We start from the raw sequence: 15,221 nt of genomic DNA, 5'->3' as shown, positions 1-15,221 counted from the left end.
GCTCCCGCCGCAATGTCGGCCGGGAGCCTTTTTCTTCCGGGGCGAGATCGCGGAGTCTAGCCGCCCAGAGCGGCTTGCTCGGCAATGGCCGAGAGCACGCCGCGCACATCCAGCGTGCTGAACGGTTTTTCGAGGATCGGCGGTCGCTGCTGCGCCGGCAGCGCTTCGATCTCGCCTTTCGCGCCGATCAGATCGCCGGTGACAAGCACGAAACGCCGCGCCAGACCCGGCATTTCGGCGAGTAGCTCGCGATAGGCGGCTATGCCGCTGGTGCCGGGCATGCGCAAGTCGGAAAACACGATGTCCGGCGGCACATGGCCGCTCAGCGTCGCGGCGGCCGAGACCCAGGCCGGCACGACCCGCGACTTGATGCCCATCAGCTCCAGAATATCGGACAGCGACGCGGCGACATCCGGCTCATCGTCTATGATCAGCGCGTGACGCAAGCCGCTGGACCGCGACGGAGCTTCGCCGGCGGCGGCCGCGCCGGCAGCGATCGCCGGCAGCTGCACGACAAAACGCACACCTCTCGGCGAAACCTCCTCGAACCAGATATTGCCATTGTGCCGCTCGATGATCGATTTCGAGATCGACAGGCCGATGCCGGTACCGACACCGACCGGCTTGGTGGTGAAATAGGATTCGAATATGCGTGAGCGTATCGCTTCCGGCACGCCTGGCCCGTTGTCCTCGACCGAGAATCCGGGATTGCCGCGGTCGCTGCGAAACGTCCGGACCTTGATCCGGCGGTCGCCGGCAACGCCGGCCAAGGCGTGCTGGCTGTTGATGAGGAAGTTGGCGGCCACCTGCGTCACGTGGTCGGCATCGGCCATGGCCAGCAACGGGCCGCTGGCGAAATCGGTGTCGATGATGATGCCGCTCGACCGTGCACCATAGGCGGTCACTTCGAGTGCGGCGCGGATCACCTGGTTGAGGTCGGTTTCGGCTTGTGCGGCCGCGTGCAGGCGGACCATCGACAGGAAGCTCTTGACGATACGGCCGCAGCGCTCGGCAGCGGCGCGCACCTTTTCGGCGCGCACCTTGGTCTGGGGATCGGCGGCGAATTCGTGCAGCAGCGTCGACTGGGCGACAACCACGGCCAGCGGATTGTTGAGCTCGTGCGAAACGCCGGCAAGCAGCGAGCCCATTGCCGCCATCTTCTCGTTCTGGTGCAGTTTTTCGCGCTGGCGGTTGATTTCCTCCTCGGCCCGCAACTTGTCGCGCAGGTCGCGGATGGAGCCGAAGATCAGCTGGCGATCGGCGACCCGCATCTCGGTTGCCGTCAGCTCGATCGGAAAAACCTCGCCGGCGGCATTCTGGGTGACCGTTTCAAGCCGTTGGCCGACCATCGGCGCGCCGCGGCCCGACATGTATTCGGCACCCGACGCATAGCCCTTGCGGTAATATTCCGGCACGACCGTATCGAGCAGGTCCTTGCCGAGGATATCGCTGCGCCGATAGCCGAACATCTTCTCGGCGGCCGGATTGAATTCGATGATCGAGCCGGTCTCGTCGATGACGATGATGGCGTCGAGAGAGGCCTGCAGCATGGTGCGGCGAATGACGTCGCTGGCATGCGCGTCGGAGGGCGACCGTTCGATGGCATCGCCGATGGCGAGTGCCACCATGTGCAGCGCCGCCTCTTCCTGGTCGGTCCATTCGCGTTCGTGGATGCAGTCGTTGACCGCCAGCGTGCCCCACAAATTGCCGTGCGAAAAGACCGACACCGACAGGAACGACTTGATGTTCTGCTTTTCGAAATCGGTCCGCAGAAAGCCTTCGAGATCGCGTGTGTGCCCGGCGAAGATCTTGCCTTGACGCTCGTCCTCCGCCAGCCGTTCCAGCAATGGGTCCGAATCGACGACCGACTGCATGATGACGGTCGGTGACGCCAGTTCGCCGCCAAACCGGGGGGCGATCCAATAAGCGGCGACCGACTGGGCGAAGCCCTGGCCGGGCAGTTCGCGCAGGCGAAACAGGATGCCGCGGTGACAATCCATGGCTTCGCAAAGCGTTTGGAGAATACCTTCCATCTCGCGCTGCCAATCGCCGGCTTCGCGCAGCCGGCGAACCACATGCACGGCCACCATCGCCGCGCCCTGCCTGGCGCCCTGCATGTCCGCGCGTGTTGTTTCAGCCGTCATGGTCAGCCGTCATTTCCTGGCCGTGGCTTGCTCAAGCCGCCGGGCCTTAGTTGTTTTCCCCGACTGGCAGCGAGAAGATATAGCCTTCGCCGCGCACCGTGCGCAGGAATTTCGGATTGGCCGGATCCGCCTCGATCTTCTTTCTCAGCCGCATGATGCGGATGTCGACGGCGCGGGACGACTCCGGGTCCTCGACGAAACCGATCGCCTCGGAGATCGCCGCCCGCGTCAACAGCCGGTTGGCGCGCGTCAGGAACACCTCCAGCACGTCGAACTCGCTCTTGGCCATGTCGATGACCGCGCCGTTGGCGCCGGTGACGAGCCTGCCGTCGAGATCGGCGTGAAAGGGTCCGAAGCTCACGGACCGGCGGCCGCCGGATGTTTCAGCCTTGGCCTTTTGTGGCTCGGTCGGCTCCGGAACGCGGCGCAGCACGCTGCGCACCCTGGCCAGCACTTCGCGCAATTCGTAAGGCTTGACGATGTAGTCGTCAGCGCCGAGCTCCAGTCCGACGATGCGGTCCAGCGCGGTACCGGCCGCCGTCGCATAGATGATGCCGATCGGCATTTTCGACCGCATCCAGCGGCCGAGCGACAGGCCGTCCTCGCCCGGCATGGCAATGTCGAGAATGGCCAGATGGAAGGACTGGGTTTCCAAAAGGTCGCGCGCCGCCGCCGCACTTTCGGCCGTGGCCACATCATAGCCGCTGGCGCCGAGATACTCGGCGACCGCATCCCTCAGGTCGGGCTCGTCCTCGACAATGACAATTCGTGCCCGCACGATGCTTTCGCTCCCGCTTTCAGCGGAAAGTAGATTGGGTATAAACATGATGTCCAGCACTCTTCTTGGGTTGCCGTATGCGGGGTAGAAAAACATGGCTGCACGATCCGTTATCGCGCTTGTTTCCGTCGCTGAAGTAATTGCGACCGATCTCGCCGATCATCTCGAGCGGCGCGGTCATGACGTCCGCGCGGCGCGACAGCCGTGGGAGGCCGAATCGCTGCTTTCGGAAAAGGGAATCGATGTCGTGGTTGTCGGCGACAGCGTCAGCCAGGCAGAGGGGCGCGACCTGCTCAGGCGACATGGCGGCGAAGGTGGACCGGATTTCATCCTGATCTGCCGCCCGGCCGATCTGGTCGACAAGGTTCTGGCGCTCGAACTCGGCGCCGCCGACGTCGTCGAAAGCCCGCTCAATGTCAGGGAGCTTGCCGCTCGCGTAGGCGGCCTTCTGGCTCGGCGCGGCAGGAGCGCCGGGGAACTGATCGTGCTGGAGAACGCGACCGTCGATCTCCGATCGGCCATCGTCATGCACCGCTCGGGCACGGAAGAACAGCTGTCCCCCGGGCAGGTGGCGCTGCTCAGGCTGTTCCTGGCCAGCCCGCGCAAGGTGCTGACGCGGGACGACATCATCGCCGCCGCGCCCGCCGAAAATGCCGAAGCCTTCGATCGGTCGATCGATTCGCGCATCGTGCGGCTGCGTCGCAAGCTCGATACCGAAACCATCACCACCATACGGGGTGCGGGCTACCGGTTCGATCCGCCCACGCAATTCACCGATTGAAGGCAGGACGGCCACCCTTTTGTCTTGAGCATCGATTTTCCCAAAACCGTTCCACTTTGGGGTCCGATGCTCTTCAGCGCACCACGAGAAGCGACGGGCCGGACAGCATGTCACTGTTCGTGCTGACCTCGCCGGCATGGGCACGTTCCTTCAGCAGGACGGTGGCGAGGCCGGCAATGCCGAGCAGCCCCTGCACGTAAAGCAGCGCGGAAAGCATGGAAGCGGCGAATTTCGTTTTCATCCTGTTCGTTCCTCAAAATTGGAATTTACGGGCACTTCAGGGGAACCCCCGAAGCGCCCGCGCCGCCAGCGGAGCCCCCCGTTGCGGCGCGGGCCTTCGGTCCTCTCGGCTGCAAGTTGCCGGAGGCGCCGCGCATCCTCAACGGCCCTAAGCCGCCCCCGCCAGAGGGGCTTGAGCCGGTCGACGCGCAGGCTGGAAACTGTCCAGACCAATCCAGACCGTAGCGAAAACAGTGTTGGCTTCCGATCATTCGTTGACCGCTGTTTTCGTTAGGTCAACTTTGCCTGTTCGCTGTATCCGGATCATGCCGCCGAGGCTGCGCTTTGTTGCAGCTCGGTTTCGGAGTCAGGTGAATCCCTATCAAACGAAAGGCAATCGCGTATTCGTGCCGCGGTTTGCCGATCCGCCTAGGCAAACACGCCCCCGTCATGACGACGTCGTGCAACTGCAAGCTACTTTTGCACGGACCTTTTCTGTTAACCAGGGAAACAGAACCGAAACACAAACGAGCATCTAGCGAAATCGGCTTGAAACATGACGCCCCGATAAGCCGGTCATCGAATTGAGCCGGCCCCGACCGGCAGAATAGGGGAGACATCATGTACACTGCCATTTCCGCCAAGCTCATCAACATCGCCGCCGCCGTCATCACCGGTACTGCCTTGCTTGTCAGTGCCGGCAACGGCGCAGCCCACGCCGCCGCCAACAAGATCGTCGCGCGTGTATCACTGTCACAGCAGACCATGGAAATCCTGGTCGACGGCCGGCCGACATTCGCCTGGAAGGTCTCGACCGGCGACAGGACGCACGTCACGCCGACCGGTTCGTTCAAGCCGACCCGCATGCATGAAATGTGGTACTCGAAGAAATACGACAACGCCCCGATGCCGCATTCGGTGTTCTTCAGCGGCGGCTACGCCGTACATGCGACAAGCGCCATCAAGCGCCTCGGCCAGCCGGCCTCACATGGCTGCGTGCGTCTGCATCCGGACAACGCCGCCGATTTCTACCAGCTCGTCGAGGTCTTCGGCCCGGCCAACACCAGCATCGTCATCGTTAAATGAGCGATGCTTCTCGTCGCTCCCAGGAAAGGGCCGGAAATTAGTACAGTCTAATCCGGCATTACCGGCATCAGGTTCGGATCCGGCTTTTCAGCGTGATGCGGCAGGTCCTTGCTGGCGATAAAGGTGTAGAACATCGGCACCACGAACAGCGTGAACATGGTTCCGACCAGGATGCCGGTGAAGATCACCAAGCCCATCGAATAGCGTGCCGCGGCACCCGCGCCGCTGGAGATGATCAGCGGCACCACGCCGAGCGCCATCGCCGCCGTCGTCATCAGGATCGGCCGCAGCCGCACCCTGGCCGAGGCGATGATCGCATCGCGCCGCCGCATGCCGTGCATTTCACGCTGCTGGTTGGCGAACTCGACCAGAAGGATGCCGTGCTTGGTGATGAGGCCGATCAGCGTGATCAAGCCGACCTGCGTGTAGATGTTGAGCGTCGCGGGTGGAATGCTGAACTGCAAGCCGCTGATCATGAAAATCAAATTGAGATTCGGAATCATGTTGAGCGGCAATATGGCGCCGAAGATCGACAGCGGCACCGACATCATGATGATCAGCGGATCGCGGAAGCTTTCGAACTGCGCCGCCAACACCAGGTATATGACCAGCACCGCCGCCGCGAAGGCGATCAGGATGGTGTTGCCCTGTTCCTTCTCCTGGCGCGATTGGCCGGAATAATCGATAAAGAAAGTGTCCGGCAGGCTCTCCTTGGCGATATCCTCGATTGCTTTCAAACCGTCGCCGGTGGTGACGCCAGGCAGCGGCAGGGCGGAAATTGTTGCGGAATTCAACTGATTGAACTGCTCGATCACAGCAGGCGACGCGTTGGTCGAGATCTTCACCACCGCCGAGAGCGGCACCATCTCGCCAGACACGCTGCGCACGAAATACTCGCCCAGTTTTTCGGGATTGTCGCGAAATTGCTGCGGCACCTGCGGGATGATGTCGTAGCTGTTGGATTCGCGGCCGAACTGCGCCACCTCGGCGCCACCGACCAGAAGCGTCAGCGTCCGGCCGATGTCGGCGACCGGCAGGTTGAGCGCGGCGGCGCGGTCGCGGTCGATCGTCACCGTCACTTGCGGCGCGTCGTAGGACATCGAATTCTGCACGGCGAGGAAGCGACCGGAGGCCTGCGCCTTGTTCTTGATGTCCTCGGCCGCCTCGTACACTCGGGAGGCCTCGCCGGTCGAGCGCACCACCATTGTGATCGGCAGGCCGCCGCCCGAGCCGGGCAGCGTCGGCGGTGCGAAGACGAAAGCATCGACGCCTGCCACCTTGGCAAGGCGGGCAGTGATGTCTTCCTGAAGTTCCTTCGAGCTGCGCGCGCGCTCGGCCCAGTCCTTGAACGCAAAGCCGACGAAAGCGCTGTTCGTCGGGCCTTGGAACGCGACGGCGGAGAACCGCGCCCTGGTTTCGGGGATATCATTCACCAGCCCGAGAATCTGGTTCACATAGGTCTCGGTGTAGTCCGAGGTCGCATAGCGCGGCGCGTTCACAATAGACAGCAAGAAGCCTTGGTCTTCTTCCGGCGCCAGTTCGCTCGCGGTCTTGGTGAACATGAAACCGGTCGTGGCGACCAGCGCGAGGACGATCATCAGCGTCACCGGGCGATAGTTCAACGAACCGGTGACCAGCCGCTCATAGATGTGTTCGAAGCGCCCGAACGTATTGTCGACAATGCGCTGAAAGCGGCTGTGCGAGCCGGACCTCAGGATACGTGCCGACATCATCGGTGTGATGGTGAGGGCGACGACACCCGAAAGCACCACCGAGCCGGCAAGCGTCACCGCGAATTCGCGAAACAGCGCGCCGGTCAGGCCGCCGGTGAAGGCCAGCGGCGCGAACACGGCGGCCAGCGTTATCGTCATGGCGACGACGGCGGAAGAGATCTCCCGCATGCCGTTGAAGGCTGCCTGCATCGGTGACAAGCCGTCTTCCTCCATGTGGCGGTGGATGTTTTCCACCACCACGATGGCATCGTCGACGACGAGGCCGATCGCCAGCACCATGGCCAGCAACGACAAAAGATTGATCGAATAGCCCACCGAAAACAGCAGGAAACAGACGCCGATCAGCGACAGCGGAATGGTCACGATCGGCATCAGCACCGAGCGGAACGAGCCGAGGAAGAGCAGGATGACGACGATGACGATGGCGACCGCCTCGCCGATGGTCTTGAACACCTCCTCGATCGACGCACTGATCTGCTCGGTTGAATCGTAGACGATCTCCATCGTCATGCCTTGCGGCAGCGTCTCCTGGATGGTCGGCACGATCTTGTGGATTGCCGCCGCGGTGGTCAGCGGATTGGCGGCCGGCGTCGGAAAGATGGCGAGAAAGATGCCGGGCTTGCCGTTGAAGGTGACCCTGGTGTCGGTGTTCGCCGCGGCGAGCTCGACGCGGGCCACGTCGCGCAGTCTCACCACATTGCCGTCCTTCGAGCGGAGCGGAAGGGCAGCGAAAGCCTCCGGCGTCTGCAGGGTCGAGCGAACCGTGATCGAGGAAGCCACATATTCGTTTTCGGTATCGCCGGGCGCGGAGAGGAAATTCGATTCGTTGATGGCGGTCAGCACTTCCGCCGCCGTCACGCCGCGGGCCGCCAGTTTGATCGGGTCGATCCAGACACGCATCGAGTATTCGGCGGCGCCGAAAATCTGCACGTCGGCAACACCTTCGACCGTCGAGATACGCGGCCGCACGACGCGCTCGATATATTCGGTGAGTTGTTCCGGCGTCATGTTCGGGTTCTGCATCGAGATGTACATCATCGCGAACTGCTGGCCGGTGCCCTTGACGATCACCGGGTCTTTGGTTTCGTCCGGCAGATCGCCGCGCACGCTCTGGACCTTCGACAAGACTTCGTTCAGCGCCACGTCGGGGTCGGAGCCGAGTTTCATCTGCACTGTCACGGTGCTGGATGACGGCCGGCTCGCCGACGTGACATAATCGATGTTTTCGGTCGACGCGACGGCACGCGCGATCGGCGCGGAAATGAACCCCTGGATCAGGTCGGCGCTGGCGCCGGGATAGGCCGTGGTGATGGTGATGGCCGTTTCTTCAACCTCTGGATACTGCCGGATCGAAAGGTTGAAGATGCCTTGGAAACCCAGAAGCAGGATCATGCAGGCAAGCACGGTCGAAAGGACCGGGCGGCGGATGAAGAGGTCGGAAAAGCTCATTGCTGGGCTGCCTGCTGGTTCCCCGGCTTGCTCGGATCGATCGTGTTGTCGACGGCAACGGACATGCCGTTGGAGAGCCGGTTCTGGCCGGCGGTAACGACTTCGTCGCCGGGCGCGATGCCCTCCAGGATCTCGACCAGGCCGGCGTTGCGGCGGCCTGGCTTGACGAACACCTGGGCGAGCACGAGCTGCGGCTTCTGTTCTTCCGCTGCCGGCTTGGCCTCCTCTGCCGGTTTGGCTGGGGTAGCAGCCGGCTTTTCGTCGGGTTTTGCCGCGGGTGCTTCGGCCGCGGGCTTGGCAGCATCTGCAGCCGGCTTTTCTTCCGGCTTTGCCTCGGGCGCCGCGCCGTTGGCTTCGGCGGATTTGGCCGGGCGCACCACGAAGACGAAGTCGCCGTACAGACTGGAGGTCAACGCCGTCTGCGGCAACGCCAGCACGTCGTTCTCCTCGGGCAGTTCGACGCGCACCTGGACGAACTGACCGGGCGTCAGCTTGCCTTCGGGATTGCCGACCTCCGCCCTCACCGTCACCAGCCGGCTCGTCGGGTCGATCTTCGGATCGATACCGCGGATGCTGCCGGTGAACGGCATGTCGCCGCCGCCGACGCCCAACCGCACCGTCTGTCCGATCTTCAGCTGCGGAAGCTGCTGCTCCGGGACGGTGAAATCGACACGCATCGTGTCCATGTCCTGCAAGGTCACCACGGCGGTGCCGGGTGTGAGATACTGGCCAATGTCGATTTTCGGAATACCGACGGTACCCTTGAAAGGGGCCGTCAACTGCTTTTGGTCGAGCACCGCTTGCAGCTTGTTTACCTGCGCTGCGGAGACCGATGCTGCTGCCTGCGCCGTGTCGAGCGTAGCGTCGGTGCCGACCCCGCGCTTCTGCAGCTCAAGCGCGCGCATCAGCGTCGTCTGGTCGGATGTGGCTTGCGCCTTCGATGCCACGAGGTCGGCTCGCTCGACTTCATCGTCGAGCTGCAGCAGCACGGCGTTGGCGGCGACCTTCTGATTGGCATGGAACAGGATGTCCTTGACGATGCCCGCGGTTTCGACGGTGAGGTCGACGCCGCGTACGGCACTGACCGTACCGATTGCCTCGATGCCGGGCGTCCAGGACATCGGTTTGACGATGACTGTCGACACGGTCGCGGCCGGCGGCTTCATGGTGGCGAAAAACTGTTTGGTTGCCATCTCGTGAAACAGGTTGAACCCGACGATGCCGCCGCACACCAGCACGAGCAGAATGAAGGCGATGATGAAGCGCTTGATCACGAACAGTCCCCTCGGCCACGGCCCAGCATAACGGTCGGACGACCGGAACACATACCTGTGACTGGTCCCAATTTCAAATGACGGCGATCTTACTGTACCGTCTGGACGGTCTTGTCAATTCCACCTAAGCTAATGAAAGGGGGAACGCTTGATGAAGACCCGCAGAGCAAATTCGCGCGAGAAGATTCTCGCCGCCGCCGCCGCCGTGGCGCGCGAGACGGGTCCTGGCAGCCTGTCGTTGGATGCGGTCGCCAGCCGTGCCGGCGTGTCGAAGGGAGGTCTTCTCTACAATTTCCCAACTAAGGCGAAATTGATGCAGGCGCTGGTGGAGGATTACCTGCGCGCCTTCGAGCAGGCGCTGGAGTCCGCCCGCACCGCTGGCATCAGCGGCGAAAGCTCGCTTGCAACTTACATCAAGCTTTCGGCCGAGCATGCCGAGGAATCGAAACCGTCGGCCTCCTGGATATTTTCGGCGATTGCCGAGGATCCCGATTTCCTGACGCCGATAAAATCGTTCAGGCGGCAGCTATTCGAGCGGCTGAAGCAGGAAACGCCGAACCTTAGGGCGCTGCTGGTCTGCTATCTCGCCATCGAAGGGCTTCGCAGCATGAACCTGTTCGGTTCGGACATTCTCTCCACCGAAGAGCGCCGGCTGCTGATATCGACCCTGCTGGACATCGCGGAATAGTCTACGCCGGCTGGGTTCAGTTGCCTCGCTCGCTTCGATCGCCCGTTTGCGTCAACCCAAAGTGCCCGCCGTCACACAGCCTTCATCGTGCCGACATAGCGTTCTCCCATTCTTTGCTGCAACGCAGGAGGAGTGGGGTGTGGTCGATATTGTTTCAAGCGAGGCAGGAATTCCAAGGCCGGAGCATCCGCTTGACCGGCCAAACGGCACCGGTAAATGGTTTCTGCCGGCCTTTGCCGCCATCATTCTGGGCGGCCTTGCCTATGTCGGCTACGCGCTCAGCCAGGACCTGACCAGCACCGTCGCGGTGCCGTGGATCCTGCTTGGGCTGGCGCTGCTGATCGCGCTCGGCTTCGAATTCGTCAACGGTTTTCACGACACTGCCAATGCGGTGGCAACGGTGATCTACACGCATTCCATGCCGGCCGAGCTTGCAGTGATGTGGTCCGGCTTCTTCAACTTCCTCGGCGTGCTTACCGCCAGCGGGGCGGTCGCCTTCGGCATCATATCGCTGCTGCCGGTCGAATTGATCCTTCAGGTCGGATCGAGCGCGGGGCTAGCCATGGTCTTCGCGCTGCTGGTCGCAGCGATCATGTGGAACCTCGGAACCTGGTATCTCGGCCTGCCGGCCTCGAGCTCGCACACGCTGATCGGTTCGATCATCGGCGTCGGTCTCGCCAACCAGTTCATGGCCCCGGCCGGCTCCGTCACCAGCGGCGTCGACTGGTCGCAGGCATCCAATGTCGGCCTGTCGCTCCTGATCTCGCCGCTGGTCGGTTTTGGCCTGGCTGCACTGCTGCTTCTGGTGATGAAGCTGCTGGTCAGGAACCGCGAGCTCTACGAGGCGCCCAAGTCGAGCGCGCCGCCGCCGCTGTGGATTCGGGCGCTGCTTATTTTCACCTGCACCGGCGTCAGCTTTGCCCACGGCTCCAATGACGGGCAAAAGGGCATGGGCCTCATCATGCTCATCCTGATCGGCGTCGTGCCGACCGCCTTCGCGCTCAACCGCACACCGGACGTGAACTATCTCGAAGCTTACAAATCGGCGGCGACGCAGGTCGAAACGGTACTCGGCAAATACGTCAAGCCCGGCGTCGCCGTGACCGATGCGGCAACCGTGGTCGGCGACGCTGTTCGCACCAAGACCTGGAAGGACGAGACCACGCCTGCCCTGCGGAGCTTCATCCACGACACCAGCGCCATGTTGTCGCCCTATCCGTCCGTGGAAAAGCTGCCGACAACGCTGGTCAGCAACGCCCGCAACAACATCTATCTTATCGGTGAAGCGCTGAAGCTGATCGACAAGAAGAAGCTGCTGCCGATGGAGGCAGACGACCTGAAGGCGGTGACGACCTACCATAAGGCGGTCGACAACGCGACGAAGTTCATCCCGCTCTGGGTCAAGGTCGCCATCGCGCTGGCGCTCGGCCTCGGCACCATGGTCGGCTGGAAGCGCATCGTCGTCACCGTCGGCGAGAAGATCGGCAAAAGCCATTTGACCTACGGTCAGGGTGCGTCCGCCGAGCTTGTCGCGATGGCGACGATCGCATCGGCCGACTATCTCGGCCTGCCGGTCTCGACCACCCATGTGCTGTCCTCGGGCGTTGCCGGCACCATGGCGGCGAACGGCTCGGGCCTGCAATGGTCGACGGTGCGCAACATGCTGATGGCCTGGATACTGACCCTTCCGGTCTCCATCTGTCTTGCCTTCGTGTTGTTCGTCATCTTCCGCCAGGTGTTCTGAGCGGGGGCAGGGTTTGACCAGAATGTCGCGGCACCGGCCCCGGCGCCGCCCGGATCACCTGAACGTGCATCGTTTCGGCGGCGGCCATGAATGACGCATCGCATCTGACATTGCTTGCCGCGGACGACCAGCATCATGCTCCCGGGCTGGTCTGGGCCTATCATGCCGCTCCCGGCAAAGCTCCCGAACCGCTGGCGCCCCGAGACATAGAGGCCGCGCTGGCCTCAGCGGGCGGCTGGGTCTGGCTGCATGTCGACCTTGTCGACCGGCGCGCCCATTCCTGGGTCAGCCATGCCTGCGCGCTGCCGGCGTCGGCTCATGCAATCCTCGAAGGACATGAGGACAGCCTAGTGCTGGCGCATGAGAATGGCGTCGTCCACGGCATTTCGGCCGATCTGCATGGCGAGATCGCCCATCAGTCGACGACCATCGGCAGATTGCATTTTGCGGTCTCGGAACGGCTGCTGGTCACCGGCCGCCGGCATCCGCTGGCGGCAGTGGAGGAAGTGCACACGGCCCTTGCCGCGGGGCTGCGGCCGGCCACGGCATTCGAGCTGTTCGAAACGCTGGTCATGGCTTTTTGCAAGACCACCAGCCTGCGGCTCGCCGCGGCAACGAAGCGGCTGGATGCAGTCGAGGATCATCTCGTGACCGAGCGGCTTGCCGACGAAAGACGGCAGCTGAAGGATGTGCGCCGCCTTGCCGTATCCCTGCATCGGCCGATCTCGGCCCTGGCAGCGCTTTTCCAGGATGAAGACCGTTCCGCCTGGAACCTTTCCGCCGGCGCACATGAAGTTCTGCGCCGGCTTGCTGCGCGCCTTGAACGGCTCGACCGCGAGGTCGTCATGATCAACGACCGGGCAAGGCTGCTGCAGGAGGAGCTTGCGGCTGAGCTTGCCGACGAATCGAACCGTAGCCTCAAGGCGCTGGCGGTGATGAGCGCGCTGCTTTTGCCAGGAACGCTGATCGTCGGCATTTTCGGCATGAACACAGGCGGACTGCCATTTGCCGAGAGTCCCAGCGGCTTCTTCCTGGCGATGCTGCTGGCGGTTGGCGCGACCGGCCTGTTCTACTGGCTTCTACTGCGCGCCGGCGCCAATCTGCGGTTCTGAGGCCGATTAATGGCGGCGTTCGTTCACCTGTGTCAAAATACGGGCTGGCACGTCGAAACCACGCCATCCCGCCTTCCGAAAATCGGTTCCGATTTTCGGGCCGATGCGCTAGAGCCTTTCGGGATTGAACCGAGCTGCCTTCAACCCGGAAAGGCTTCCACCGCTGCCCATGCCCCATCTTCCCGAGCATCTTCTCACCGGCTACCGCAGTTTCATGAGCGGCCGCTATCTCACCGAAAGCGGCCGTTATCGCTCGCTGGCGCGGGAGGGCCAGGCACCGGAAACGATGATCGTCGCCTGCTGCGATTCGCGGGCCGCGCCCGAAGCGATCTTCGATGCCGGGCCCGGCGAGCTGTTCGTGCTGCGCAATGTCGGCAATCTGGTGCCGCCGTATGCGCCCGACGATCAGTTCCACTCGACATCGGCGGCGCTCGAATTTGCCGTGCAGAGCCTCAAGGTCAAGAACATCGTGGTGATGGGCCACGGCCGCTGCGGCGGCATCCGCGCGGCACTCGACACCACGGCCGCACCCTTGTCGCCGGGCGATTTCATCGGCAAGTGGATGAGCCTGATCGCGCCTGCGGCCGAGACCGTATCGTCCAGCACCTTCATGACCGCGACCGAGCGCCAGACGGCGCTGGAGCGCATCTCGATCCGCTATTCCATAGCCAATCTGCGTACCTTCCCTTGCGTCTCGATCCTCGAAGGCAAGGGGCGACTGTCGCTGCACGGTGCCTGGTTCGATATTTCGACCGGCGAGCTTTGGGTGATGAACAAGGACACAGGCGATTTCGAGCGGCCGGAGACGGAGTAGGAGACGAGGCATAATGCGAGCTCGGTTCGCGTTCGCGGCGGCGGCACTGCTGTGCTCGGCAAATGTCGCCCGCGCCGACGATAGCGCGATCATAGACCGCTGGTATTCGGCACTCCTCGTCGCCGACCGCAGCGAATTGTCGGACCTGCTCGCCGACAACGTCCGCATCAAGCTCGACGACCTCGGCGTCGTGCAAAGCAAGCAGGAATTCATCGCCTCGATCGCCGAGTGGCAAGGCGCCGTCGCCGGGGCCGAAATCCGCCATCGGATCGAGAAATCGGAGGGCGGTGTCACCACTGTGATCGCCTGCTATGATTTTCCCAGCAACGACATGCTAATGCAGGAGACTTTCGTGATCGCCAACGACCAGATCAGCGCCAGTTCGCAAGCCGCGATCGCCGAAAACTGCGACGGCTACTGACGAAATTTGGTTTTGAGCTTCTCGGGGGATGGGCGCTGGAATTGCCGGCCTCATTTCGGACCTGTCCACGTCACGTTGTTACGCAGGTGGGAACGCCAATGCGACAAGCCATGCGGTCAATCCACTCACAACGACGCTCGCGCCCTGCAAAAGTGCACTGTTACCGGAATTCGAAATCTTATGTGATGGAGGGCAATGATGGGCAAGCAATTCAATCTTTTCCTGTCGCACAGAGATGAAATCGTTTTCAACCATGCCTTGTCCAAGGGTGTTGAGAATATAGTATTCGTCAAGCCGTCCATCGAAGATGGCGATGCCCTCATTTTTTGGGAGCTCATCCGAGAAGAAGAACGGTCTTTTAAAAACAGAAGAGTACTGATATCGTCAAAGGATTTTTTAAACAACATAGTCCTTGAGCGTGACGCTGAAAATAAATGTTTGCAAGTTAATTCAAGATTATCTCCGGTAATTGAATACGATATAAATCTGTGGCGCGGCGATGTAATGTTGCCTGGCAGAATGTATTATAATTTAGACTGGTCGGAAGGCGATATAAGGAAAACATACGACGCATACTTTAGTCATATTTTCAAGTTGTCTAAATATAACCTAAATAAAATTAGAAATAGTCACGGAAGCGTCATCTATCTCGGAAACGAAATGATGCCTGAATTTTACAACGAGACCATGGATTTTAGATTATTATAGATTGGGAATTACCGTTACAGTGCACTTTTTGCTGCGCTGCGCGCGAGTGGGCATCCTGGTTCGCATACGAGTCGTGGGCACGCATTAGGTCGTGAACCCATAAAGGGTTGCGGAGTGAGCGGGCTCATGCTCTGACGGTGCAGCAAGCCGATCCGCGAGACACTGAGGCGTAGCGAGAACGTCGAGATACTATCGGACAAGACCAATGCCGCTGTCATGCGGCATCCTGGTCGGGCCTTCCCCGGCGTTCTCGTTCAGGGTGACAGCCTT

Annotated in this window: 14 protein-coding genes; 9 read left to right on the top strand and 5 right to left on the bottom strand. The window is 61.9% G+C overall.

Going from position 1 to position 15,221, the window contains the following annotated elements; translation table 11 throughout:
* Positions 1-56: 56 nt before the first annotated feature.
* Positions 57-2,144, bottom strand: coding sequence for a PAS domain S-box protein (locus NKI18_RS12580; RefSeq protein WP_352622080.1), 2,088 nt, complete (start codon positions 2,142-2,144; stop codon positions 57-59).
* A 46-nt stretch (positions 2,145-2,190) separates the two neighbouring features.
* On the bottom strand, positions 2,191-2,970 hold the full coding sequence (locus tag NKI18_RS12575) for a response regulator (RefSeq protein WP_198023578.1): 780 nt from the start codon (positions 2,968-2,970) through the stop codon (positions 2,191-2,193).
* Positions 2,971-3,016: 46 nt separating this feature from the next.
* Here NKI18_RS12575 and NKI18_RS12570 point away from each other — a divergent pair, with 46 nt between their 5' ends.
* Complete coding sequence (locus NKI18_RS12570) at positions 3,017-3,703, top strand: response regulator transcription factor (RefSeq protein ID WP_023678149.1); 687 nt, start codon at positions 3,017-3,019, stop codon at positions 3,701-3,703.
* 73 nt (positions 3,704-3,776) lie between these two features.
* Here the strand turns inward: NKI18_RS12570 and NKI18_RS12565 are convergent, their stop codons facing one another.
* Positions 3,777-3,944 (bottom strand): hypothetical protein, encoded by a 168-nt coding sequence (locus tag NKI18_RS12565; protein ID WP_023678150.1) that lies wholly within the window; start codon positions 3,942-3,944, stop codon positions 3,777-3,779.
* A 599-nt stretch (positions 3,945-4,543) separates the two neighbouring features.
* On the opposite strand from NKI18_RS12565, the gene NKI18_RS12560 reads away from it, so the two are divergent.
* Complete coding sequence (locus NKI18_RS12560) at positions 4,544-5,008, top strand: L,D-transpeptidase (RefSeq protein WP_352458095.1); 465 nt, start codon at positions 4,544-4,546, stop codon at positions 5,006-5,008.
* Between the two features lie 47 nt (positions 5,009-5,055).
* Here NKI18_RS12560 and NKI18_RS12555 read toward each other — a convergent pair whose 3' ends face one another.
* Both NKI18_RS12555 and NKI18_RS12550 read right to left on the bottom strand, forming a co-directional pair.
* Positions 5,056-8,190, bottom strand: a complete 3,135-nt coding sequence (locus NKI18_RS12555; RefSeq protein WP_353019813.1) for an efflux RND transporter permease subunit — start codon at positions 8,188-8,190, stop codon at positions 5,056-5,058.
* A complete protein-coding gene (locus NKI18_RS12550) occupies positions 8,187-9,464 on the bottom strand; it encodes an efflux RND transporter periplasmic adaptor subunit (protein ID WP_502900691.1) in 1,278 nt (425 codons plus the stop codon). The genes NKI18_RS12555 and NKI18_RS12550 overlap by 4 nt, the downstream gene beginning before the upstream one ends.
* Positions 9,465-9,615: 151 nt before the next feature.
* Here NKI18_RS12550 and NKI18_RS12545 point away from each other — a divergent pair, with 151 nt between their 5' ends.
* The 7 genes from NKI18_RS12545 to NKI18_RS33385 all read left to right on the top strand — a co-directional run.
* Positions 9,616-10,152, top strand: a complete 537-nt coding sequence (locus NKI18_RS12545; protein ID WP_352622087.1) for a TetR/AcrR family transcriptional regulator — start codon at positions 9,616-9,618, stop codon at positions 10,150-10,152.
* 139 nt (positions 10,153-10,291) lie between these two features.
* Entirely contained in the window at positions 10,292-11,896 is a 1,605-nt protein-coding gene (locus tag NKI18_RS12540) for an inorganic phosphate transporter (protein ID WP_353019811.1), read from the top strand.
* Between the two features lie 86 nt (positions 11,897-11,982).
* Positions 11,983-13,008: a transporter gene (locus NKI18_RS12535; protein WP_352622091.1), complete on the top strand. Its 1,026-nt coding sequence runs from the start codon at positions 11,983-11,985 to the stop codon at positions 13,006-13,008.
* A gap of 169 nt (positions 13,009-13,177) precedes the next feature.
* On the top strand, positions 13,178-13,822 hold the full coding sequence (locus NKI18_RS12530) for a carbonic anhydrase (protein ID WP_352480025.1): 645 nt from the start codon (positions 13,178-13,180) through the stop codon (positions 13,820-13,822).
* 13 nt (positions 13,823-13,835) lie between these two features.
* Positions 13,836-14,243 (top strand): nuclear transport factor 2 family protein, encoded by a 408-nt coding sequence (locus NKI18_RS12525; protein ID WP_352622093.1) that lies wholly within the window; start codon positions 13,836-13,838, stop codon positions 14,241-14,243.
* A 198-nt stretch (positions 14,244-14,441) separates the two neighbouring features.
* The gene (locus NKI18_RS12520; protein ID WP_352622095.1) at positions 14,442-14,951 is read left to right on the top strand and encodes a hypothetical protein; all 510 of its coding nucleotides are present in this window, start codon (positions 14,442-14,444) and stop codon (positions 14,949-14,951) included.
* Positions 14,952-15,101: 150 nt separating this feature from the next.
* On the top strand, positions 15,102-15,221 hold a 120-nt coding region (locus tag NKI18_RS33385), incomplete at its 3' end, for a DUF6959 family protein (protein WP_502900692.1).

It is taken from the genome of Mesorhizobium sp. M0800 (genome assembly GCF_040320095.1).
Taxonomy (GTDB): Bacteria; Pseudomonadota; Alphaproteobacteria; order Rhizobiales; family Rhizobiaceae; genus Mesorhizobium.
This window is presented reverse-complemented; position numbering and strand designations above follow the sequence as displayed.